Annotated in this window: 20 protein-coding genes; 10 read left to right on the plus strand and 10 right to left on the minus strand. The window is 62.3% G+C overall.

The window, feature by feature from the left end; translation table 11 throughout:
- Positions 1–165: 165 nt before the first annotated feature.
- The gene (locus UP10_RS37210; RefSeq protein ID WP_044592099.1) at positions 166–795 is read left to right on the plus strand and encodes a TetR/AcrR family transcriptional regulator; all 630 of its coding nucleotides are present in this window, start codon (positions 166–168) and stop codon (positions 793–795) included.
- Between the two features lie 202 nt (positions 796–997).
- Positions 998–1,486 (plus strand): nucleoside deaminase, encoded by a 489-nt coding sequence (locus UP10_RS37215; RefSeq protein WP_502692401.1) that lies wholly within the window; start codon positions 998–1,000, stop codon positions 1,484–1,486.
- An 84-nt stretch (positions 1,487–1,570) separates the two neighbouring features.
- Here UP10_RS37215 and UP10_RS37220 read toward each other — a convergent pair whose 3' ends face one another.
- Entirely contained in the window at positions 1,571–2,662 is a 1,092-nt protein-coding gene (locus tag UP10_RS37220; RefSeq protein ID WP_044592101.1) for a hypothetical protein, read from the minus strand.
- Between the two features lie 576 nt (positions 2,663–3,238).
- Between UP10_RS37220 and UP10_RS37225 the strand changes: the two genes are divergently transcribed.
- Genes UP10_RS37225 through UP10_RS37235 form a run of 3 tightly spaced genes read left to right on the plus strand, consistent with a single transcriptional unit; the run spans position 3,239 to position 6,790 of the window.
- Positions 3,239–4,810, plus strand: coding sequence for an ABC transporter ATP-binding protein (locus UP10_RS37225; RefSeq protein WP_044592102.1), 1,572 nt, complete (start codon positions 3,239–3,241; stop codon positions 4,808–4,810).
- Positions 4,794–5,873, plus strand: coding sequence for an ABC transporter permease (locus UP10_RS37230; protein ID WP_044536770.1), 1,080 nt, complete (start codon positions 4,794–4,796; stop codon positions 5,871–5,873). Before UP10_RS37225 ends, UP10_RS37230 begins: the two co-directional genes overlap by 17 nt.
- Positions 5,873–6,790 carry an ABC transporter permease gene (locus tag UP10_RS37235; RefSeq protein ID WP_044592103.1) on the plus strand — a complete coding sequence of 306 codons (918 nt, stop codon included), beginning with the start codon at positions 5,873–5,875 and terminating at the stop codon, positions 6,788–6,790. The genes UP10_RS37230 and UP10_RS37235 overlap by 1 nt, the downstream gene beginning before the upstream one ends.
- Positions 6,791–6,894: 104 nt before the next feature.
- Here UP10_RS37235 and UP10_RS37240 read toward each other — a convergent pair whose 3' ends face one another.
- Positions 6,895–7,824, minus strand: a complete 930-nt coding sequence (locus UP10_RS37240; RefSeq protein ID WP_044592104.1) for a LysR family transcriptional regulator — start codon at positions 7,822–7,824, stop codon at positions 6,895–6,897.
- 344 nt (positions 7,825–8,168) lie between these two features.
- Here UP10_RS37240 and UP10_RS37245 point away from each other — a divergent pair, with 344 nt between their 5' ends.
- Positions 8,169–8,693 carry a hypothetical protein gene (locus UP10_RS37245; protein ID WP_050044009.1) on the plus strand — a complete coding sequence of 175 codons (525 nt, stop codon included), beginning with the start codon at positions 8,169–8,171 and terminating at the stop codon, positions 8,691–8,693.
- 60 nt (positions 8,694–8,753) lie between these two features.
- Positions 8,754–9,833: a BMP family ABC transporter substrate-binding protein gene (locus UP10_RS37250; protein ID WP_044592106.1), complete on the plus strand. Its 1,080-nt coding sequence runs from the start codon at positions 8,754–8,756 to the stop codon at positions 9,831–9,833.
- A gap of 76 nt (positions 9,834–9,909) precedes the next feature.
- Here the strand turns inward: UP10_RS37250 and UP10_RS37255 are convergent, their stop codons facing one another.
- A complete protein-coding gene (locus tag UP10_RS37255; RefSeq protein WP_044592107.1) occupies positions 9,910–11,259 on the minus strand; it encodes an 8-oxoguanine deaminase in 1,350 nt (449 codons plus the stop codon).
- Between the two features lie 138 nt (positions 11,260–11,397).
- On the opposite strand from UP10_RS37255, the gene UP10_RS37260 reads away from it, so the two are divergent.
- A complete protein-coding gene (locus UP10_RS37260; protein WP_044592287.1) occupies positions 11,398–12,219 on the plus strand; it encodes an FAD binding domain-containing protein in 822 nt (273 codons plus the stop codon).
- Positions 12,216–14,936, plus strand: coding sequence for a molybdopterin-dependent oxidoreductase (locus UP10_RS37265; RefSeq protein WP_044592108.1), 2,721 nt, complete (start codon positions 12,216–12,218; stop codon positions 14,934–14,936). The genes UP10_RS37260 and UP10_RS37265 overlap by 4 nt, the downstream gene beginning before the upstream one ends.
- 41 nt (positions 14,937–14,977) lie before the next feature.
- On the opposite strand, the gene pucL is transcribed toward UP10_RS37265, so the two are convergent.
- The gene (pucL, locus tag UP10_RS37270; protein ID WP_044592109.1) at positions 14,978–15,820 is read right to left on the minus strand and encodes a factor-independent urate hydroxylase; all 843 of its coding nucleotides are present in this window, start codon (positions 15,818–15,820) and stop codon (positions 14,978–14,980) included.
- Between the two features lie 172 nt (positions 15,821–15,992).
- A complete protein-coding gene (uraD, locus tag UP10_RS37275; protein WP_044592110.1) occupies positions 15,993–16,880 on the minus strand; it encodes a 2-oxo-4-hydroxy-4-carboxy-5-ureidoimidazoline decarboxylase in 888 nt (295 codons plus the stop codon).
- 642 nt (positions 16,881–17,522) lie between these two features.
- Between uraD and UP10_RS37280 the strand changes: the two genes are divergently transcribed.
- Positions 17,523–17,741: a hypothetical protein gene (locus UP10_RS37280; RefSeq protein ID WP_044592111.1), complete on the plus strand. Its 219-nt coding sequence runs from the start codon at positions 17,523–17,525 to the stop codon at positions 17,739–17,741.
- Between the two features lie 295 nt (positions 17,742–18,036).
- Here the strand turns inward: UP10_RS37280 and UP10_RS37285 are convergent, their stop codons facing one another.
- From UP10_RS37285 to UP10_RS37305, 5 genes are all read right to left on the minus strand, one after another.
- On the minus strand, positions 18,037–19,197 hold the full coding sequence (locus UP10_RS37285) for an acyl-CoA dehydrogenase family protein (RefSeq protein WP_044592112.1): 1,161 nt from the start codon (positions 19,195–19,197) through the stop codon (positions 18,037–18,039).
- A gap of 39 nt (positions 19,198–19,236) precedes the next feature.
- Positions 19,237–20,454 carry an ABC transporter substrate-binding protein gene (locus UP10_RS37290; RefSeq protein ID WP_044592113.1) on the minus strand — a complete coding sequence of 406 codons (1,218 nt, stop codon included), beginning with the start codon at positions 20,452–20,454 and terminating at the stop codon, positions 19,237–19,239.
- 31 nt (positions 20,455–20,485) lie between these two features.
- A complete protein-coding gene (locus tag UP10_RS37295; RefSeq protein WP_044592114.1) occupies positions 20,486–22,144 on the minus strand; it encodes a long-chain-fatty-acid--CoA ligase in 1,659 nt (552 codons plus the stop codon).
- Positions 22,145–22,309: 165 nt separating this feature from the next.
- The gene (locus UP10_RS37300) at positions 22,310–22,819 is read right to left on the minus strand and encodes a hypothetical protein (RefSeq protein WP_044592115.1); all 510 of its coding nucleotides are present in this window, start codon (positions 22,817–22,819) and stop codon (positions 22,310–22,312) included.
- Positions 22,816–23,814, minus strand: a complete 999-nt coding sequence (locus tag UP10_RS37305) for an amidohydrolase family protein (protein WP_050044010.1) — start codon at positions 23,812–23,814, stop codon at positions 22,816–22,818. The genes UP10_RS37300 and UP10_RS37305 overlap by 4 nt, the downstream gene beginning before the upstream one ends.
- Positions 23,815–23,901: the final 87 nt, after the last annotated feature.

Raw genomic sequence — 23,901 nt, forward strand, 5'->3', positions numbered from 1 at the left:
CTATCGGTCGCTTGATCGATTCTCGACAATCCCCCTGCAAAAGTGTACAGATCGGCGATCCATCGCGATGGCTTCTGCGGACACCGCCGAGGCAAACGGAAGCTAGGAGTTTGCCAGGTCTCATATGTGCGACCGGGCTTTTCATCATTGACGGACTGAGAAAAAATGACGAAGCCCTTGGCGCGCGCGAAGGCTCGTACGAAAAAGCCGAAATCGTTACGAAAAGGCCCCGACCGCCGCCGGCAGATTATTGCCGCCGCGTCCGAACTGTTTGCACGGAACGGATTTGAAGGCACATCGATCCGCGATATCGCAGCCGCGTCAGGCGTTCTATCCGGTTCACTGTACTATCACTTTCCGTCCAAGGAAGATCTGCTCTTCACGGTGCACCAGGAAAGCCTCACGGCGATGCGCCAGGAGGTCGAGACCGCCATTGCCGGAATCAGCGAGCCCTGGAAACGGCTCGACGAGGCCATCGTTGCGCACTGCCGGATATTGCTCGGTGGCAGCGTGACTCGCGCGATCCTCGCGCCGCCGCGCTACTACAATCTCAAGGGCGTCCGAAAACTCGTCCGCCAGCGCGACGAGTACGAGCAGATCTTCGCGAGCCTCATCGACGATTTGCCTCTGCGCGCCGATTGCGATCGGCATGTGTTCCGGCTGTCGATCCTCGGCGCCATGAACTGGACCGTGTTCTGGTACGCCGCGGGCGGCCGCTTAAGCGTTGACGACGTCGGCCGGCAGATTGCCCTGATGGTGCGAGGCGCTACCAGCGGTGCCACGACCAAAAGATAGCGGTCGCGTTCGTTCGCCAACCGGTATCTGGGAATGCTGCATCCGAACTACGGATGTAACTAGCGGCGGTCAGCGAATATCTTGATGAGCGGCTGGAATTGTCGGATTGTCAGTGGTGATATTCCATGGCGAATTCGTTCCACGAGGCCCGCGCCGGCGAAGCGGACCTCACCGACATCGGCCGGCACTTGGTGGGGCGTTGATGGCTGCTGATATGTCCGGACGCGACCAGGAATTCTTGCGGCGCTCATTCGACGTCGCCCGGCGCGCCGTCACCCATGGCAACCATCCCTTCGGCGCGATCCTGGTTGATCAGAGCGGCAATGTGCTGATCGAGGCCGAGAACGCCTACATGCCCGAGCATGACGGTACCGCGCACGCCGAACGTTTGCTGGCGACGCAGGCCTGCACCACGCTAAGCGCGGAAGTTCTGAAGACGTCAACGCTCTACTCCTCCGCTGAGCCCTGCGCGATGTGCGCTGGCGCAATGTACTGGGCTGGCATCGGCCGCCTGGTCTATGGCCTGAGCGAACACAGGCTGCGGCAGTTCACGGGCAATCACCCGGAAAATCCAACGCTCGACCTGCCCTGCCGGGAGGTGTTCGACAGCGGACAGCGGGCGACGGAAGTGATTGGCCCCCTGCTCGAGGACGAGGCTGCGGCCTTACACACAGGCGTCTGGGACAAATAGCTTCGCGCATTTCAATCGACGGCGAAAAATATGGCGCCGCGGGGAACATCGCGGCGCCATCGCTTTTCACCTGGAGTCAGTTGGCTAGAACTTCACGGTCACACCGGCGTAGACGGTCTTTTCGGTGCAGCTGTTGTTGCTGACGCCTGGGGCAAAGAGGCAGGTAGGACTGTTGTTGGCATCGAGGCCGAACTTGTTCTGCCAGTAGCGATAGGCGACCCAGGTGGTCACGAACTGCGAGTATTTCGGACCCCAGAACGCCTTGCTGGCGTCAAACGTCAGGCGGATCGGCTCGCTGTTGATTTCGACCTTGGTTGCGGTTCCACCTCCAGCGAGGCCCAGGGGTTCGTTCTGGTTGCCCTTCGGTCCATAGAAGCCGGCACGGCCGCTGATAGCGAAATACTGCATGTTCTCGGGGAGGAAACCGAGATCCATATAGTAGTTGATTTCGACCGCCCAGGTCGGGCGGAAAGAGGTGTTGCCATCCGCAATACACGTCACGCCGGGGGTACCCGGTCCGAACAGACCGCACTGGTCGAACGCGTTGTGGTTGGAAAACTCATAGTACATCAACGGTGCGACGTCGATGTAGCCCTTGTAGGGCAGGTCGAAGGCGAACTGCAGACCGGCGACGACGTCACGCTTGGCGGGTGCCAGGAAGCTGTTTTCCGAATTGGCATCCATGCCGACTTCGAATGAGACGTTGTGCAGCGGACCGGCGGTGAAAGCCTTGGTGTTGAAGAGTTCGTTCCAGCCGAAGGTCGAGCGGAACAGGCCATAGATTTCCGTGGCGCCCGCACAGGTCGCCGGCGTGCCGAAGATGGTTCCGGCGTTCGTGCAAGGCGCAGCCGGGTCGTTATGGTCCGACTTCAACGCCGAGATGGTGAAGAAGTTGGTACCGTAGCCCCAGACGTCAAAGTGCGTAAACGAATAGACACTCTTTGCCGTGGTGCCATTGATTGTACCATTCGGTCGGACGCTGAACACACCAGGATCGGTACCTTTGGGCATCCATGAATAGGTGACCCGGTTGTCGATCACGAAGAAGAACGGCACCTCGGCGGCCGGCTTCGGTTTGGCCTTGACCGGCAAGTCGGCCGCGTTGGCGAAGCCCGCCGGTGCAAGCGTAGCAAGTGACAGTGCCGCGGCTGCCAATGATCGGCGAAGACTGGACATGCTCAATACCCCCAAGTGTGCGAGCGAAAACGATTAACGTCCTTTTCTGGGGGCGAGCCTTGCGCTGTTGGAATGAAGTGAGAAGCCTCAACTTTCTCCACGCCTTGGCGCACGATTGATCAGGAGCCGCTGCGGCATCAGCGGCTTTCCGGCAAAATCCGGTGGGATCGGAGGGGCAGCGAAACAATCTGAGGTAGAGACGCAAATTTTCCGCTTGTGCCTGTTACTGCTGGAATTTCTGCGGCGATTTGGCGCAGCGATGCCTGTGAGAAAAAGCTTACGAAGCCGCGTCGTACACAAGCGGAGCGAAGCTGCTCAATTCTGCGTCATAACTGACCGTGCTGTCTCGAATTGCATGGATTGTAACATTTCTGCAACAATTAATTGAGCGGTTTCGTCTCGCGCGGCGCGCCGCCAAGCCTCCGGATGGCAATAATGCAGGGAAATCCAACAAGAATCACTCTCGCGCTCGCGTGCCAAGGAGTTGAGCAAGCACTGGCGCTTTTTCTCTACTTACGTGGGCGTCCGATCTAGCACAGTATTGAGGCAGCCAATTCCTCTTGACCGTGACAACGAATGCTAGATTCGACGCCTGCTGCGCAGCCCCCCGCCGGAACGCCGCTGCTCCAGACAGTCGGCCTGACCAAGCGCTACGGCAACTTCCTGGCCAATGAGAAGATCGATATCGATATCTGGCCGCAGCAAATCCACGCGCTGCTTGGCGAGAACGGCGCCGGCAAATCGACGCTGGTCAAGACCATCTACGGACTGATCCAGCCCAGCGAAGGCGAGATGCGCTGGCGGGGCGAAAAGATGGTTCTGTCCGGGCCGTCGGAAGCGCGCGGGCGCGGCATCGGCATGGTGTTCCAGCATTTCTCGCTGTTCGACAATCTCACCGTCGCCGAGAACGTGGCGCTGGGTCTCGACGGCAAGGAATCGTTCAAGGACATGTCGGCGCGCCTTGAGCAGGTGTCCAGTGTCTACGGGCTTCCGCTCGATCCCAAACGCGAGGTCTGGCAACTCTCGGTCGGCGAGCGCCAGCGCATCGAAATCGTCCGCGCGCTGATGCAGGATCCGAAATTCCTGATCCTCGACGAGCCGACCGCGGTGCTGACGCCGCAGGAGGCCGACCAGCTCTTCACGGTGCTCAACCGCCTGAAGTCAGAGGGCCGCGCCATCCTCTACATCAGCCACAAGCTCGAAGAGGTGAAGCGGCTGTGCGACACCGCCACCATCCTGCGCGGCGGCAAGAAGGTTTCGACCTGCAATCCCAAGGCGGAGACCGCGGCCTCGCTGGCGCGCATGATGGTCGGCAGCGAAATCAAGCAAGTGAAGGCGGCCGCGAACCGGCAGATCACCGTGCCGCGGCTTGTCGTCAACGACCTCAACCTCGCGCCCGACGATCCCCACGGCACAAGGCTCGAACATATCTCGCTGGAGCTGAAAGGTGGTGAGATATTGGGCATCGCCGGCGTTGCCGGCAACGGCCAGGACGAGCTTTTCGCAGCGCTTTCGGGCGAGCGGCTTTCGCAGGATCCCGGCACGGTGGTGATCGAGGGCATCGCCGCCGGCCATCTTTCGATCACGCAACGGCGCAAGCTCGGCGCGGCCTTCGTCCCCGAGGAGCGGCTTGGCCACGGCACCGCGCCGCGCATGAAGCTTTCCGAAAACGCGCTGCTGACGGGACATGCCGCCAGCGGCATGGTGCAGCACGGTTTCGTCAACACCGCAGCGACGCTGAAGACGGTCGACCGCGCTACCGAAACGTTTGACGTGCGCAAGGCCAAGCGCGATCCGGAAGCGGCGAGCCTGTCCGGCGGAAACTTGCAGAAATTTATCGTCGGCCGCGAGATCCTGCGCAATCCGGCGGTGCTCGTCGTCAGCCAACCGACCTGGGGCGTCGACGCGGGCGCCGCCGCCGTGATCCGGCAGGCGCTGCTCGATCTCGCCACCGCCGGCGCCGCCGTCCTGGTGACAAGCCAGGACCTCGACGAGCTCGCCGAGATCACCGACCGCATCGCCGTGATGTTTCACGGCCGTCTGTCGGAGCCACTCGCGACGGCCGATGCGAGCCGCGAGAAACTCGGCCTCCTGATGGGCGGCAGCAGCCTGGATCAGAAGGAGGCCCCTCATGCAGTTAGTGCTTGAGAAGCGCGGCGAACGCTCGAACACGATTGCGCTGGTTTCCCCTTTGATCGCGATCGGCCTGACTATCGTGACCATGAGCATCCTGTTCTTGATCCTCGGCAAGAACCCGATCTCGGCGCTTGGCGTCTACTTCATCGATCCCCTGACCGACAGCTATTCGCTCCAGGAGATCGCGGTGAAGGCCACGCCGCTGGTGATGATCGCGATCGGCCTGTCGCTCTGCTATCTCGCCAACGCCTGGAATATCGGCGCCGAGGGACAATTCCTGATCGGCGCCGTCGCCGGAAGCTGGCTTGCGGTCAAGACGCAGGGCACCGACGCCGGCCACTGGGTGCTGCCGGCGATGCTGTTGCTCGGCGCGGTCGCCGGCGCGCTCTACGCGCTGATCCCGGCGATCTGCAAGGTCAGGTTCGGCGCCAGCGAGATCCTCACCAGCCTGATGCTGGTCTATGTCGCCGATCTCTTCCTTGACTATCTGGTGCGCGGCCCGTGGCGCGATCCCGCCGGCTTCAACTTTCCAACCACCGCCGAGTTCGATCCGGTCGCGACCGTTCCGCTGCTGGTCGAAGGCGGCCGCCTACACCTCGGTGCCGTCATCGCGCTGATCGTGGTCGCCGCCGGTGCGCTGCTGCTCGGCAAGACCATCAAGGGTTTTGAAATCCGCGTCGTCGGCGCCGCCCCGCGCGCGGCGCGCTTCGGCGGCTTCAATTCCAACCAGTTAATCCTGCTGACCTTCGCGATCTCCGGCGCACTGGCGGGGCTCGCCGGCATTATCGAGGTCGCCGGTCCCGTTGGCCATCTCCAGCCCGGCATCTCGCCGGGCTATGGCTTCACAGCGATCATCGTTGCGTTTCTCGGGCGGTTGAACCCGATTGGAATATTAATTGCAGGCCTTTTCCTTGCACTCACCTTTATTGGCGGCGAGCAGGCGCAGATTGCGATGAAAATCCCGTTGGACGTCACCAAGGTCTTCCAGGGCATCCTGCTGTTCTATGTGCTCGCCTGCGATTCCCTCATTCTGTATCGCTTCCGGCTGATTTTCCCGTCACGACAGGTGGTCTAGTGGCACTCGTCGAAGCCATCATCCTTTCGGTGCTGGCGGCGTCCACCCCGCTGTTGCTGGCGGCTACCGGGGAGTTGGTGACCGAGCGCGCGGGCGTGCTCAACCTCGGCGTCGAGGGCATGATGATCGTCGGCGCGGCTTGCGGCTTCGGCGCCGCCTGGCTCAGCGGCTCGATCATCATCGGTGCGCTCTGCGGCATCGTCGCGGGCACGCTGCTCTCGCTGATCTTCGCGATGATGACATTGGGATTGGCAGTCAATCAGGTCGCCACCGGGCTCGCGCTCACTATTCTCGGCATTGGCCTCTCCGGCCTGATCGGCGCCGGCTTCGTCGGCGAAAGAATTGCGCCGGCGCCGCATCTCCACATTCCCGTCCTGACGGATATTCCGTTCGTTGGGCGCATCCTCTTTGGCGAGGACGGCTTCGTCTATCTTTCGCTGGCGCTGGTCGTCGCGGTCTGGTGGTTCCTGTATCGGACCCGGGCGGGACTGGTGCTGCGCGCGTGCGGCGACAATCACCTCTCAGCCCATGCGTTGGGCTATCCGGTGCTGCGAATCCGGATGTATGCCGTGATGTTCGGCGGCGCCTGCGCCGGCCTGGCCGGTGCCTATCTGCCGCTCGCCTACACCCCGTTCTTCATTCCGGGCATGACCGCGGGACGCGGCTGGATCGCGCTCGCGCTCACCGTGTTTGCATCCTGGCGACCGGGCTGGCTGGTGATCGGCGCCTACCTGTTCGGCGCGGTGACCATTCTCCAATTGCACGCGCAAGGTTGGGGTATCGGAATTCCGTCTCAATTCATGTCGTCGCTACCTTACCTGGCCACGGTCATCGTTCTGGTTCTGATTTCTCGCGCGCGCACCGGCGGATCGACCGCGCCCGCTGCGCTCGGTACCGTGTTCGTACCCGATCGCTGAGTCTGCTTTCGGGATGCGGCGATAGGGAGCGACGTTCTGGGTGTGGTTCACCCCGAATGTTTGGAGATCGATTATGCGCGCGCCGCCGATTTGGGATCCGGCGCTCACGCAAACGCCGCATTCTCCCGCTGCTCGCGTTCGTCGAGTTCCCGCACCAGATCCTGCAGGCAGCTCTCCATGTAGGCGGGAAGTGCGCGCTCGGACCGGACATAAACGCCAAGGTCGGACCATACAGGCCTTCCCCCGTTGTACAGCGGGAGGAAACTGAGCCGGCCGGCCTCCAGATGCCGTTCAATCCCGAGCTGGGTTTGAAACGAGATGGCGACACTGCGCTCGGCTAATTCGCGCATGAGGTCCATGGAGTTGGTCTGGATCGCCGGCTCCGCCCCTTGCGGAAGCCTCGCCAACAACGGCTGAAGCAGATCGTGGATCGATAGCTCAGGGAACGCGAGAATGAAGGGAAACGGCATGCACTGCGGCAGTGTAACCTTGCGCTTGGAGGCAAGTGGATGGTCCTGTGCCACCACTGCGCCGAGGCGAAAACGCTTTAGTGCCACCTGACGCAGTTCCGGACTGTGTCGGAGCGCGAACGCAATCCCAATATCCGCCTCGCCTCGAACCAGTACGTCGTGAACTTCGAACGAGCCCATGGTGCGGGCCGAAAAAGTCACGCGTTTCGCCCGATCCCGATGCCACTTCATGACGTCCGGCAGCAATGACCCGGCCAATGCCTCGATGGAGGCGATGCGGATTGTCCCCTGCCAAGTGCCCGAGAGCGATTGCAAATCCGATCTGAACCGATCCTCATCCTGCGTGACGGTCATGACGTGACGGGCGAACATCTCCCCCACCGACGTCAGCTTCAGGCCGCGAATGGTCCGCTCAAACAACGGCGTGCCAATATCTTCCTCAAGTTTCAAAATCTGGCGGTTCACCGCCGATGAGGCGACGTTCAGGACGCGAGCGGCCGCGCGGATGGAGCCGGCCCGGCGCACCGCTTGGAAGTAATAGATCGCCGGTGCGTGGAAGCGCATAACCGAGCCCGCCAAAGACGCCAATCTAGACCGATGCCGATTCGGCATCAAGCCGTGCGAGAATCTCTGCTATTTGAGAGCACTCGGTTTCCGTTAGGTTTTCTCCCGATCTGCACCTCGCGGAGCAGGTCCGGAGACGTATGGGATCAATCCATCGGTCGTGCCAATCCGGCGAGCCGGTCGCGCTGGTCTGCCCAATGGCTTTAAAGCCAGATCGTTCCTGATGTTTGAACGCACCGCTCTGCAGCCGAAACGACCACCGTCCACCAAGTCCGTACTCGAGGCAGATGCCCTTGACGCAACTCATCGATCAGGATGCCCCCGCTCTGGAGAGGACACGTCTGTTGGATCGCCGGTCGGCGGCAGCTCATGTCGGCGTGACCATCGGCCTGTTCGAGCGATTGGTGCGGGAGCAGGTCATACCCGAGCCGGTCATGGTCGATCGCAAACCGCTCTGGAATGCCTACCTGCTCGACGGCCGCCTCGAAGCAATCCGGCGTGCACGAGATCTGCAGGCCAACGAGGGGGACCGGCCGTCGGCGCGTCCGCCGGCAACGAGAAAATCAGCTGCGACGGAAACGTCAACCATCCTGCCCGATCTCAAATGGCTTCAGCAGCGCGAGGACCTCGTCCGACGCGTTCACAGGCGACCGCTCTCGCAGCACGAGTTGAGCGTGCTCGGCGAATTCAATCTGTCGTTGGGCCGTGACGCCAGCATGTTCGGGTTCTATCGAACATTCGAATCCCTGATGGCCCGTGGTCTTGTGCTGGAGGTGTCGAGATCCGGCCCTTCGACCCGGCCGCTCGTCACCTATCGGCTGACCGAAGACGGCGCAAGAATTGCAGCTTGCATGAGAGACAGCGGATAGGTGCACGAAGTAAGGCGCGACGTTTTGAAGACCATTTCCCTCGGCTCACAGGAGAAGCGTATGAAGAAGCATTTGATAGCGGCGGCGGCCGTGTTGCTGGCGACCGGCATGGGACTATCGACGGCCTCTGCCGCCGACAAGCTGAAGGTCGGGTTCATCTACCTCGGCCCGGTCGGCGACCTCGGCTGGACCTACCAGCACGACCTTGCGCGCCAGGCCCTCGCCAAGGAATTCGGCGACGCGGTCGAGACCACCTTCCTCGAGAACGTCCCCGAGGGCCCCGACGCCGAGCGCGCCATCGAGCAGCTGGTGCGCGCCGGCAACAAGTTGGTCTTCACCACCTCGTTCGGTTACATGGACCCGACGCTGAAAGTGGCCAAGAAATATCCGAACGTCCACTTCGAGCACTGCTCGGGCTACAAGCGCGACAAGAACATGTCGACCTATTCGGCGCGCTGGTACCAGGGCCGCTACATCCAGGGCCAGATCGCGGCCAAGATGTCAAAGTCCGGCGTGCTCGGCTATATCGGGTCGTTCCCGATCCCCGAAGTCGTCTCCGGCATCAACGCCACGATGCTGGGCGCGCAGTCGGTCAATCCCAACATGAAGGTCAAGATCATCTGGGTGAACTCGTGGTTCGATCCAGGCAAGGAGGCCGACGCCGCCAAGGCGCTGCTCGACCAGGGCGTCGACGTGATCACCCAACATACCGACTCGCCGGCGCCGATGCAGATCGTCAGCGAGCGCGGCAAGTTCGCGTTCGGACAGGACTCCGAAATGATCAAGTTCGGTCCCAAGGCGCAGCTCACCTCGATCCTCGACACCTGGGCGCCCTACTACATCGCGCGCGTGAAAGCCGAACTGGCCGGCACCTGGAAGCAAGAGGACACCTGGGGCGGGCTCGACACCAAGATGTTCGAAATGGCGCCCTACACCAACATGCCGGATGACGTGAAGAAAATGGCCGAAGACACCCAGGCGGCCCTCGCCTCCGGCAAGCTTCAACCGTTTAAATGCCCGGTCGTCGGTCAGGACGGCAAGGATGTCGAATGCAAGGACGGCGACCATCTCGCCGACGGCCAGGTGCTCGGCATGAACTTCTATGTCAAAGGCATCGACGACAGCATCCCCGGCAAGTAACGCCGGACAGTTCCGAGACCACGGGGTCCGGGCGACAACGCCCGGACCTTGTTCCTCTATGCGTCGCGGAATGGACTTATCCCGCCTGCATCGCGCGCGCTGCGGCGTTGTGACGCCGGATCAGATCGGCCACGTCAAGCGAGGGGATCGCACCATCGATCACCGCCCAGTTGCCGCCGACCATCACGCGGTCGGCGCGATACGCGCCGCAGAGCACCAGCGCGGCCAGCGGATCGCCATGTCCGGAGAAACGCAACTCGTCGAGCTTGAACAACGCGAGATCGGCAGCCTTGCCGACTGCGATCTCGCCGAGTTCGGGGCGGCCGACGCACGCCGCCGACCCCTTGGTCGCCCAGCGCAGCGCGTCCTTGTGGCTGACGCGGCCGACACCATAGCGCGCGCGCTGCAACAGGAACGCTGCGCGCACTTCCTGCATCAGATTGGATCCATCGTTGGAGGCCGAACCGTCGACGCCGAGCCCGATCGAAACGCCGGCCTCCTCCATCTCGCAGACCGGGCAGCAACCCGATGCCAAAAGCTGGTTGCTACAGGCGCAATGGCTGATGGTGGTCTTGGCCTTGCCGAGCCGCTTCATCTCATCCGGATTGAAATGAATACCGTGCGCGAGCCAGGTCCGCGCATTGAGCCAGCCGCATTGCTCGAGATAATCCAGCGGCCGGCAACGAAACATCTGCTCGCAGAATTTGTTCTCGTCTTCGGTTTCGGCAAGATGCGTGTGCAGGCGAACGTCGAGCCTTTCGGCGAGCTCGGCGGTCGCACGCATCAGCGAGGTCGTCACCGAGAACGGCGAGCATGGCGCGAGCGCGATCTGCACCATCGCATCCTCGCCGCGTTGATGATGTTTGGCGACCACGCGCTCGCTGTCCGCCAGAATCGTGTCTTCGTCCTGCACCACACTGTCGGGCGGCAGGCCGCCGTCCCGCTGCGACAGGTTCATCGAGCCGCGCGTCAGCAGCACGCGGATGCCGAGCCGTTTCGCCGCGGCCACCTCGATATCGATGGCATCTTCCAGCCCGGCCGGGAAGACATAATGGTGGTCGGTCGTGGTGGTGCAGCCCGACAGCAGCAATTCCGACATCGCCACCGTGAAGCCGAGATCAAGCGATTCCGGCGTCAGCCGGGCCCATACCGGATAAAGCGCCTGCAACCAGGGAAACAGCTCGCGGTCCAGCGCCGCCGGCAGCGCCCGTGTCAGGGTCTGGTAAAAATGGTGGTGGGTGTTGATCAGCCCAGGAAGCACTACATGCCCGGTGGCATCATAGAAGGCGACGTTGGCGGTGGACGGCTTGCCGCCGTGGGGTACCAGCTCAACGATTTTCCCATCCTGGATCACGACGCCACGTTCTGCCCCCGTAGCGAGAATGGCGAGGGGATCCCGGATCCAGATCGGCTGCGTTTGGTTCATGATCCCACCATCTCCTTGAGGCAAGGCCGTACCCCGCCATTACAATGCAAAGTCTGTCCCAACCTTGACGACAATTGGCGCTGGTCTTGCAAGACGTCTTAAGTGGAGATGCATCTTGTTGAAAGCGTTGGCGTATCCATGGATTTGAACACCATATCCGAAATTGCCCATCCGCGATCGCGGGCGCAATTGCCCGTTTGGACGGCGGGTGATGCTTGGCTGGCAGGCGGGACCTGGCTGTTCTCCGAACCGCAGGTTCACCTGACCCGGCTGATCGATCTCACCGACCTGAAATGGCCAGCGCTGACGGTCACTGAGAACGACCTATCCGTAGCGGCGACCTGCACCGTGGCGCAGCTCGACGCCTTCGCCTGTCCACCGGAATGGATCGCCTCACCGCTGATCAATCAATGCTGCCGGGCGTTCCTGGCTTCCTTCAAGATTTGGAAGACGGCGACCGTCGGCGGCAACATCTGTATGTCGCTGCCAGCCGGCCCGATGATCTCGCTGACCTCAGCGCTCGATGGCGTCTGCACGATCTGGCAGGCGGACGGCAGCGAGCAGAAGATTCCAGTCGCCGACTTCGTCACCGGCAACCAATCGAACGTGCTCGCGCCCGGCGACCTCCTGCGCCAAATCGACATCCCGCTTGCGGCCATGAAACGCCGTTCGGCGTTTCGCCAGATTTCACTAACGCCGGTCGGCCGCTCAGCGGCTCTGCTGATCGGCAGCGTCGCCGGCGACGGCGCCTTTGCGCTGACGGTCACCGCCTCGACGGTGCTGCCGATGCAGGTGTCGTTTGCCAGAATGCCTGACGCGAAGGAACTGCGCGAAACGATCCTGCAAAAAATCTCCGACGATCTCTACCACACCGACGTTCATGGCAAACCGGTGTGGCGCAAGCACATGACATTGCGGTTTGCCGAGGAAATCCGCCGCGAATTGGAAACGCTGCCATGACGTTCGAGATCAACGGCAAGGCGTTCGCCGAAACGCCGAAGCCCGCACAATGCCTGCGCACCTTCCTGCGGGAACTCGGTCATTTCGGCGTGAAGAAAGGCTGTGATGCCGGCGACTGCGGCGCTTGCACGGTCCTGATCGACGGCGAACCGGTGCATAGCTGTTTGATCCCGGCCTTCCGCGCCGAAGGCCATGCCGTTACCACCATCGAAGGTCTTGCCGGCGATGGCGGCACCCATCCCATGCAGCAGGCCTTCCTGGATGCGCAGGGATTTCAGTGCGGGTTCTGCACCGCAGGCATGATCCTGACCTGCGCGTCGCTGAACCAAGCCCAGCGCCAGGATCTCGGCGCGTCGTTGAAAGGAAATATCTGCCGCTGCACCGGCTATCGCGCGATCGAGGATGCCCTCAACGGCAAGACCAATACCGAAGATGCTATCGCCGGCACCGCGTTCGGCCGCAGCCTGCCAGCACCCGCCGGCCCGCAGGTGGTGCGCGGCGCGGCGCGCTATACGTTCGATATGGCGATCGAAGGCCTGTTGCATATCAAGCTTCTCCGCTCGCCGCATCCCCATGCGAGAATCATCATGATCGACAAGAGTGCGGCGCTTGACACTTCTGGTGTTCACGCCGTGCTGACCCATGAAGACGTTCCGGATCGCCTGTACTCGACCGCACGGCACGAAAAGGACTGGATGGATCCGGACGATACCCGCATGCTGGACAATGTGGTGCGGTTTATCGGTCAAAGAATCGCAGCCGTGATTGCTGATACGGAGGCCGCCGCCGAAGAAGGCTGCCGCCGGCTCAAGGTCGTATACGAGACCCTGCCAGCCGTGTTCGATCCGGCGCTGGCGATTGCACCGGGCGCGCCGGTGATTCACGGCGACAAGACGACGGCGCATCGTGTCGCCCACTCCCAACGCAATATCGTCGCGGAAACCCATGGAGAGTACGGCGATGTCGCGAGCGCGCTGGCCGAGGCAGCCGTCACCTATGAGGGAACCTTCACCACCCAGCGCGTCCAGCACGCGGCGTTGGAAACCCATGGCGGGCTCGCCTGGGTTGACGCATCAGGCGTGTTGCACGTCCGCTCCAGCACTCAGGTGCCGTTCCTGACGCGACGTACGCTCGCAGATTTGTTTGAGCTGCCGCTGGACAAGGTCCGGGTGTTTTGCGAACGCGTCGGCGGCGGCTTTGGCGGCAAGCAGGAAATGTTCGTCGAAGACATCCTGGCGCTCGCCGCGCTCAAAACCGGAAGGCCGGTGAAGCTCGAATTGACCCGCGAGGAGCAGTTCATTTCGACCTCAACGCGGCATCCGATGCGCGTCGAAGTGAAGGCCGGCGCCGACAAGGACGGCCAGTTAACCGCGTTACAGCTCGACGTGCTCTCCAACACCGGCGCCTACGGCAATCACGGCGGTCCGGTGTTGTTCCACGCTGTCGGCGAATGCATCAGCGTCTACAACTGCCCGAACAAGAAGGTCGACGCGGTCGCGGCCTACACCAATACGGTGCCGGCAGGCGCATTCCGTGGCTACGGCTTGCCGCAGACCCTGATCGCGGTCGAAGCCGCGATCGACGAAATCGCAAAACAACTTGACATCAGCCCGTTCGAGATGCGCCGCCGCAACGTCATCAAGCCCGGCGACCCCATGCTGTCGCCGCCGGGCTCCGAATATCACGACGTGATCTATGGCTCATACGGGCTGGACCAGTGCCTCGACCTGGTCGAGCGCGCGATGGTCGCCGTGGCACCGAAGCCGCAGCTTTCGGTCGAGTGGCTGATCGGCGAAGGCATCGCGTTGACCATGATCGATACCGTGCCTCCCGCCGGGCACTTGGCCGACTGCATGATCTCACTGCGCGACGACGGCGGCTTCGAGCTGACCGTCGGCACCGCCGAGTTCGGCAACGGCACTTCCACAGTGCACCGCCAGATCGCTGCGACCACGCTGGCGACCACCGTCGATCGCATCCACCTCAGGCAATCCGACACCGCGCATGGCGGCCACGACACCGGCGCCTATGGCAGCGCCGGCATCTTCGTCGCCGGCCGCGCGACCCAGGCGGCAGCGGAACACCTCGCCGCCGAGATCGGGGCGTTTGTATCGCGCATCAGGGAAATCGATCCCGGCGCGTGCGCGATCGAGAACGATAGCGTCATTTTCGGCAGAGAGCGCCTGTCCTTTGCCGAGCTCGCCGAGGCCGCGAAGACACGCGGAAAGAAACTGGTCGGAACCGGCAACTCCGCCGGCTCACCGCGATCCATCGCCTTCAATGTGCAGGGTTTCCGTGTCGCCGTGAACAGGGGAACCGGCGAGATCAAGATTCTGAAGAGCGTGCAGGCGGCCGATGCCGGTCGGGTCGCCAATCCTATGCAATGCCGCGGACAGGTCGAAGGCGGCGTGGCGCAGTCGCTCGGGGCCACGCTGTATGAGGAGATGGTGATCGACGAGGGCGGGCGCGTGATCAACCCGAAATTCCGCGATTACCATTTGCCCTCGCTCGCCGACGTGCCTCGCACCGAAGTATTTTTCGCGGACACTTCCGACTCGATTGGACCGATGGGCGCGAAGTCGATGAGCGAGAGCCCCTACAACCCGGTCGCGGCCGCCCTCGGCAACGCGATAGCCAACGCCACCGGCATCCGCTTCACGGCCGTGCCGTTCAAGCCGGATCGGCTCTGGCCGCTGCTGCATGAGAAATTTGGATAACACCTCCGTGCTCGTGCGCCGCGTCCGCAAATCGAGAGGGCCTACCCCCGCCCCACCGTGCATTCGATCTGGCCATGCGGTTCATCGGTCGGCAGGAACACATCGTTATCGTTATCCATCCCGAACGCCGAGAGGTTCATCGGAATGAAATGCATGTTCGGACAGGCCATGCTGATCTCGGAAATTTCGGGCACCGCGGCGAGCGCCGCCTCGCCCATCCGGTAGAGACTATCCTGTACGCTCTTGCTGTAGGTGGTTGCGAACACCTCGAGCAGGGTATCGAGTATCTTCGCATTGGTGGCCGGATAGTTTTGCAGCTCGGCCGACCATTTCCACGATGCCACCATGCTGGTCGCGCACATCCGATCGGCCGTCGGCGGGATCGTCGTGTAGCGATCGCTGACGTAATTCTCCCAGCCCGACTGGGTCGACTTCATAAAGGTAAAACCGTCGATCCCGGAGATCAGCGTTGACGATCCCGCCCGTGTTGCGGTCGCTTCCACAGTCGGCTTGCCATTGTTGTCGAGCACAAAGCTGTGCGGGTGTGGCTTGCCGCCAAAGCTTAGCCGGCTCCATCTGGTCTCATGCGACGTGACCGCGACGGACGTCACTTGTGGATAGGTGTCGAGATATTTCTTTGCCAGCACCTGGCAGAATTCTTCCACGCTCAACCCGGTATTCTGGCGGGCGACGACATTGACCACGTTCTTGATGGTGTCCGTCGAGACCGAGGTGGAGTTGTCGCCATCGGTATAGGCGCGCGCGAAGTCACCCTCGAGCATGGCCTTGATGCTGAGCTGGCTGACCTCGTGCCTGTCGCCGTCGCGATGAATCCGCATCACCCGGACGCGGCCCTTTCCGTATCGGTTCTTGATCAGCGGCACGTGACAGCCTCCCGTTCAATAGGTCAAATTTGCGGGTTTTCGCCCGATCCGAGCGCAATAATGAGCAACGTTCGTGCCATCCGGCAAGCTTCCGGTAGCGAAATCTGCGCCATCCGCTCCATAAGCCTGTCCGCGCTCCCGGCCATGACAGGGATAAACCGGTGCTTGCCTCTCAACTCCCTCGATAGGTCGCATAGCTCCAAGGCGTGACCAATAGCGGCACGTGGAGATGGCCTTCGGGATCGCTCACCGAAAACCGCAGGGGGATGCGATCGAGGAACGGCGGATCGGACGTCGGCACGCCCCGCGCGGTGAAATATTCGCCGACACTGAACATCAGTTCATAGCGGCCGATCGGCACCGGCCGGCCGCCGATCAAGGGCGCATCGGTGCGGCCGTCGCTGTTGGTCACGGTGCGCGTCACCAGGCGGGGAGCGCCGAGATCGGACAACTCCGTGAGTTCGACCGAGATACCCGCCGCCGGCCTGCCGCTATGGGTATCCAGCACATGGGTCGACAGGCGGCCCGCCACCTGAAGCCGATCCTCGGACGTGACAAGTTGGTCGAGCCGCAGCGCCGCGATCCGGCAAATTTCCGCGATCGAGACTCGCGTCTCCGTCGTCGTATCGTTCGGCAACCTCCGCTCGAAGTCACGCAGGATCGACTCCTTGGTATGACGGCGAACGCAGACGATATAGGGAAAGCCGAATTTCGAGCGATAGGCGTTGTTGACGCGCTCGAAGGCGTCGTATTCGGCATCCGACAACCGGTCGAGGCCGACGCTGTTCTGCTCGGCATTGGATTCCGCGGTCAGTCCTGCGGCGCGCTGCGTCTTGTTGGCGAGGTCGGGATGGGCCTTGATCAACGCGAGCCGCAATTCGGCCGGGGCACGATCGACCGCCGCCCTCATCGCGTCGAATAGTTGATGGATGCCCGCATAAGGCCGCGCCAGCACGGCCTGTTCGGCGATCCATGGCGAGTACTCAAAGATATTCGCAAGCGCTGCGACAAAATCGTCCTTGTTGCAGGCGTTCAAGTCACTGAGCGATCTCTGCTGCATGTCACGCTTTCACGGTCAGATATCAAATGTGTCGGCGGCGAGGTGCGGGAGATTGCGGAAGCAAGGACCATTCCGGACGCTGTTTGGATTTAGTCGCGGACGGCGATTATTCGGATTCTTTTCGGAGGTCGCGGGACAGACCGAAAATGCCTGTGCTCCGCACTGCGGGCTCTGGAGACGGCGCTTCCCTGACTTCGGCCTGCGGGGGTGGCGGAGGCGGCGCCGGGAGATTGTTGCACTTCATCGAATAGACCAACTCACCATTAGCGGTCCGACCGATCGGGGCACAGTTATCGACGGAGCGCGCGGTACCACTCTTTGCGGTCGCAACTTTGGGTACCAATTGGGTCTGTGCCCAGGCGGGCGACGCCATAAGCAGAACAAGCGGCAGGATTATCTTCATCGGCCTCACCACAACGGACATTCTCGCACTGAACCCTTTCGTTAAAAACCAGTCTAATACAGCCCGACGAGCGTTGCTGCTGAATTATTAGCCGTGACCAAGAAATTTGCTCGCCGCTTCGTGATGTGCGCACCCGTAACAATCGTCAGGCGCGGTCATAAGTTTCAACCAGAGCGCTGAGAAGCAAGGCACGTGTGCCTCGCCAGGAAAGCGTCAAAGGGGCCAAAGGGAGAAGAACAATGCGCAGAAAAATCCTCGCCATTCTCGGCTCGGCCTTGATCGTCTTAACCTCCGTGCAGTTTGCCGCGGCCGCGCAGCGCGGTCATGTCAAGGCGGCTCATGCGGTGCCAACCCGGCAGCAGAGCCCTAACACGGATGCCTATGCCGCCTGGCCGGCTCCCGCAGCGCGGCCCGACGATCGCTACCCCCGCGGATTTTCCGCGCCCGCCGGCTACTGACGCCCGACGTGACCTTTGCGTCGAAAGCCGATCGCAAATCGCGGCTGGCCCTTGGGATTCTGTGGTTTCTCCGAGCCGCGATCTGGCCGGCGCATGCTACAGAGAAAGGCCGGCCGCAGAAGTGCTCGAGGACATGGTGGTACCTGTCCTGAGCGTCCAACTGAGCAGTAGAGACGCCTCGCCGTTCGACGTCTCGCCGCGGCGTCGTGGGAGCTTTTTTTGGAGCGAGCGCGAGAATCCACGACTGATCTCAGTTGCAGAGGTTCAGCTTTTGTCGCTACGGGCGGAAAGTGGCTCAAGCGAGCAGATGTCGGGCCACGATCAATCGGTGGATTTGGTTTGTGCCCTCAAAGATCTGGTTGATCTTGGCGTCGCGCATGTAGCGTTCAACCGGGAAGTCCTTCATATAGCCGGCGCCGCCGAAGATCTGCACCGCGTCGGTTGTCACCTTCATCGCCATATCACTGGCGAAGCATTTTGCCATCGAGGCCTTGGCGGAGAACGCACGGAATGCCGCATCGGACTCGAAACCGGCATCCGCGATGCTTGCGCAGTCATACACCAGCGAACGCGCGGCCTCGATATTCATCGCCATATCGGCGAGCATGAACTGCAGCCCCTGGAATTCGGCGATCGCCTTGCCGAACTGCTTGCGCTCTTTTGCGTATTTGATCGCGGCGTCGAGCGCGCCCTGCGCAAGGCCGACGGAGACCGCGCCGATGGTCGGGCGGTTCATGTCGAGGATGCGCATCGAGATCTTGAAGCCGTCGCCCTCCTCGCCGACCCGGTTTTCGACCGGCACCTTGACGTTCTCCAGATAGACCGGGGCATTCGGGATGCCGTTCAAGCCGAGCTTGCGCTCATTCTTGCCGATGGTGACGCCCGGTGTTTTGGCATCGACGATGAAGGCGCTGATGTTGCGGGTGCCGCCCGAGATGTCGCCGACCCGTGCAAACACGAGGATGTAATCGGCCACCGGCGCGAAGGTGATGAAGCACTTCTCGCCGTTGAGGATGTAGCCGCCATTGCCGTCGCTGACCGCCCGCGTCTTCATGCTGCCGACGTCGGAACCGGACTGCGGTTCGGTGATTGCAACCGCCGTCAGCGTCCGTCCCTCCGCAATCTCCGGGAAGAAGCGCTGGCGCTGCTCCTCATTGCCGAAATAGACCAGCGGCACGATCATGGCGATGCCATTCTGGCCGCTGATCAAGGCGATCGACTCCGAGACCTTGGCGAACTCCTCGGCGGCGATGCAGACGGTGGTCAGGTTCGCGCCCGGCCCGCCATAAGCTTCGGGCAGTCGGAGTTGCAACAGGCCCATGTCGCCGAATTTCGGCACCAGCTCCTTGGGGAAGCGGTCGTTGCGGTCGACCTCGTCCGCGATCGGCGCGACCTCCTTGTCGATGAATCGCCGCAACGTGTCCCGAAACGCGATCTGATCTTCCGTGAATTGCATGTCAGTCTATCCGCTAGGTTGACCGCCAGAACATCGTGCTTACTTCGCCATGGCGGAGGTTTCGGCGTCGTCGATCAGCTTCCAGGAATTGCCCTCGAATTTCGCCATGCGCAGCGACCGATAGGGCGCATAATCTTCCGGCGTGGTGTTGAGCTGAATGCCCGGCAGCATCATCTTGAAGTGCTGCCCCTTCATGCTGGTCGCCTGCTTGAGTAGGTTCTCTCGCGTCAGGTCGTCGCCGCACTGCTTGATCCCCTGCGCGATGCCCTGCGCGATCACGTAACCGGACAGCGCGACGAAATCGCCCGGATTGTCGTTCGGCACCCACTTCTTCATGAACGCGACATATTCCTTCACCTCGGGATCATTGTCCCAGGCCGGATCGCCGGCCTGCTTGGTGAACTGCGTCGTCATGATGCCCTGCGCATTCTCGAAGCCGGCCGGCTCCAGCACCGTCTTCACCGAATTGGTCGGGCTCGCCAGGAACTGCAGCGGCGTCCAGCCGGACTCCTTCACCTTGCGCAGGCCCTGCGCGGTGAATTTCGGAGTGGAGAAATAGAGCAGCACGTCGGCGCCGGAGTCCTTCAGGCGCACGATCTGTGAATCGATCGTCGGCTCGGTGATCTCATAGGCGACTTCCGCCACCGGCTTGTTCTTGTCGCCGAGCACGGACTTCAGGCCGACGAGGAAATCCTTGCCGTAATCGTCGTTCTGGTAGAGCACGCCGACCTTGGCGTTCGGCTTGTGCTTCATGATGTACTGGCCGAAGGTTCTGCCCTCCATCTCGAAGCCCGGATACATCGGCACGCTCCAGGGGAAATTCTGTGCGTCGGCGAAGCGCCGGCCACCCGCGGAGATGAAGATGTGCGGCACCTTGGCGCGGTTGAGGTATTGCTGGATCGCAACATTCGGCGTGGTGCCGACAGTGCCGACATCGGCGAGCACGCCCTCGTCCTCGACGAGCTTGCGGGTCTGCTCGATTGCTTTCGGAGGGCTATATGCGTTGTCGAGCGAGACCAGCGTGACCTTGCGGCCGTTGATGCCGCCGGCCTCGTTGATCATCTGGAAATAGCCGGTCATGGTGCGGCCGTAGCTGGAGAACGCTGACGCCGGGCCGCTATAAGGCACGGTCTGGCCGAGCTTGATCTCGGTATCGCTGACGCCGGGCCCGTATTTCTTCTCCGCAGCGGAAGCGCCGCCTGCGGCCAGCAACCCGATCGCAACGATCGTTGTACTCAATCGAAATGTCCCGCTCATTAATCTCTCCCCATTATCTTCTTTTGTCTATTCACCGCCCCGTTGCCGAGATCGCGACCTCCGGCAACGCGAGCGCGCCGTAGGCGCCGCTTGCAATCGCGTCGCGCAGTTCGGCCTTGCGTATTTTCCCCGTCGCCGTCATCGGCAACGCGTTGACGAAGATCACGTCGTCAGGCAGCCACCATTTCGGCAGCCGTGCCGCGAGATGGTCGATCACCTGGTCGCGCGAGGCCGCGCTGCCCGGCTTCAGCGTGGCGAACAGCAACGGCCGCTCCTGCCAGCGCGGATGCGAGACGCCGACCACAGCCGCAAGCGCCAGCGCTGGATGCTCCATCGCCGCCTGCTCCACCGTGATGCTGGAAATCCATTCGCCGCCCGACTTGATGACGTCCTTGGAGCGGTCGACGATCTCGATGGTGCCGTCGCGATGGATGCGCGCGACGTCGCCGGTGGTCAGCCAGCCGGACGCATTCTCGCTCGCGTGTCTGTAGTAGCCGGATGCGATGCATGGCCCGCGCGCCTCGAGATGCCCTTGGGTCCGTCCATCGTGCGGCAGCGGCGCACCGTCGTCGCCGACGATACGCAGCTCCGTGCCGTAGCCCATCCGCCCCTGCCGCAATTTTCGATCGAGCTGCTCATCCTTGCCGAGCCTTGCGGTATCAGGCGCCGGCGTCCCGCGGACGCCGCCGGCGGCCTCCGTCATGCCCCAGACCTGACCGACCGCGATGCCGCGACGTTCGAGGTCCTCGACCATCGGCTTCGGTGCCTTGGTGCCGGCCACCAGCGCCGCTCGCAGTGACGGGACCGCGGTCGCCGTTTCCTTCAGATACTGGATAATGCCAAGCCAGACCGTCGGCACCGCCGCGCACGCGGTGACGCCTTCGGCTGCGATCAGCTCGCAGAGCATCGCGGGCTCGAAATTACGTCCGGGCAGCACCAGCTTCTGGCCGCTCATCGGCGCCGTGAACGGCATCATCCAGCCATTGGCGTGGAACAGCGGGGCGATCGGCATGACGGCTTCGAGCTCGCCGGGCCGGAAAACGCCGACCATGTCGGCCATGCTCATGAACAGCGACGCCAGCACGATCGAGCGATGCGAATAGACGACGCCCTTGGGGTCGCCGGTCGTGCCTGACGTGTAGCACATAATGCTGGCCGACCGTTCCTCGAACTCCGGCCATTGATGATCGTCGCGCTGCGATTGCAGCAGCACCTCGTAGGAGATCAGGTTCGGCAGCGTGCTGTCGGGCAGGTCTTCGCTCTTGTCGGCATAGATATAGCCTTCAATCGTCGAAAGCCGCGGCGCCAGCCGCTCGGCGAGCGGCAAGGTAGCGGCGTCGACCACGATCCAGCGGTCTTCCGCATGATTGATAATGGTGACAAGCGTGTCGTCGAACAGCCGCGGATTGATGGTGTGCAGTACGAGGCCCTCACCGGTCGCGCCGTAGAACAGTTCGAAATGATGGTGCGTGTTCCACAGCAGCGAGCCGACGCGATCGCCCGGCCTCAGACCCAGCGACAGCAGCGCGGCCGAGAGTTTACGGCAACGAGCAAGCGCATCCGAGTAGCCGTAACGGAAAATGCTGCCGTCGACGCAGCGCGACACGACCTGCGTCTCGCCGTGCGCGACTGCGGCATAGTTGAGGATGCCCGTCGTCAGCAATGGCGCATCCATCATCAGCCCGAGCATGATGAAGTCTCCCGCAACGCTTCTCTTCCCTGTCGCCATCGCCCGCTTGCCTGCAAGTCTTGTGGCTGGCCGAACGCTAGCCTACGCGTTTGCAACTTACAAGCAGTCTATCCTGTTTCTTATGTCGCAATACCGCGCTCCACAAATTTCCGCCGCACGCCGGCATCATTCGCACGGCCTCGCCTCGCCCCTGGTTTCCACCAGTTCGATGCGGTCGATCCGCGCGAACAATTCGTCAGCGATATCAAGGTCAGCGGCAAAGTTCATCGGATCGGCATGGCCGCAGAACACGTCGGCGAAGTGCCAGTCGGCCACGCCAAGCACGCGATCCTTTGCCATGACCGCAATCTCCAGCGGATAACGCGCGCCGACACCGCGAAGGCTCTGGTAACCGTCGGCAATGCAGTAGAGTTCAAGCCGCACCTTGCCGGGAGCGACCTGCTGGACCGACAGTTCGATGTCGCAGAAGCCGAAGGCGGGATCGTCCTCCGAGCCGTCCTGGAAGAAATAGAACGCGCCGATCTTGCCGTGCGTGCACGGCCCGAGCTTGCGGTCGCGCGGCACCTGCGGATCCGGCCGCGCCGGCGTGCGCGGCGGCAACGGCCCGAGCGAGCAGAACTGGCGGTAGGAGTAACACATGGCAAGATTGGCCTCGGTCATCGAGCCGTCCTTCACGATGATACTCCGGCGTCGACGCCGAGCATGCGGCGCGCGTTGGCGGCGAAGGTCTCGCGTGCGATGCCGAGCGTTTCCTCCGCAAACGCCGCGGGACGATCCTGCTTGATGGTGAACGGATAGTCCGATCCGACGACGATGCGGTCCTTGCCGACCTTGGCGACCAGATATGCCAGCGCTTCGCGGTCATAGAGGATGCTGTCGTAATAGAAGGCCTTGACCATCTCGCTCGGATCCCGCGGAAACAAGCTATCCAGCGGCGGTCCGATGGTGCGCGCATGCCGCAACCGCGGCAGGATCCAGGACAGCGCGCCGCCGCCATGGCTAAGCAGGATGCGCAGTTTCGGAAAGCGCTCGGTGACCCCGTTGGTCATCAGCGACACCGCCGCAAATGCCGTCTCGAGCGGAAATGCGGCGACCGCCGCGAGCTCCGGCCGGCCGCCCATGCGGTCGAGGCCGAGCGGGTGCAGCGGATGGATCATCACTAGCAGCTCGGCCTGCTCCGCCGCCGCATAGACCTCGTCGAGCCTGGTGTCGCCGAGCGGGATGCTGTTGATGTGGGTTCCAATCTCGATTCCGGTGAGGCCGAGCGCCTTGACCTCGCCGAGACGTTTTGCCGCAAGCGACGGGTCCTGCATCGGCACCATCCCGATACCGATGAAATGACGCGGATGCGCGCCGCAAAGCGACGCGATTCCCTCATTGATGTGACGACAGAGCGAATCCGCGTCCGCAGCCGGAAACCAGTGCGACAGCAGTTCCGGCATCGGCGAAATCACCTGCACATCGACATCGTCGATCGCCATGTCGTCTATGCGGCGGCCTGCGTCCCAGCTTCGGGAATCGATGACGCGAAACACCTTTCCGCCGACCATCACTGCGGCGGCGCCATCGCTGCCCCACAACTCGATCGACGGCCATAGCGGATTGCGCCCCGGTTCCGCCGGAATGCTGCGCGGGACGAAGTGGGTATGGGTATCGATGGCCTCGGCCACAGCACGCTTCCTCTGGCATTGTTATGCACCGCGGCGGCTGGGCCAGAAGGCCGTGCCGCGCGATATCTCTTTACAATCAGGTTGGAC

Source organism: Bradyrhizobium sp. LTSPM299 (assembly GCF_000938235.1).
Lineage (GTDB): Bacteria > Pseudomonadota > Alphaproteobacteria > Rhizobiales > Xanthobacteraceae > Bradyrhizobium.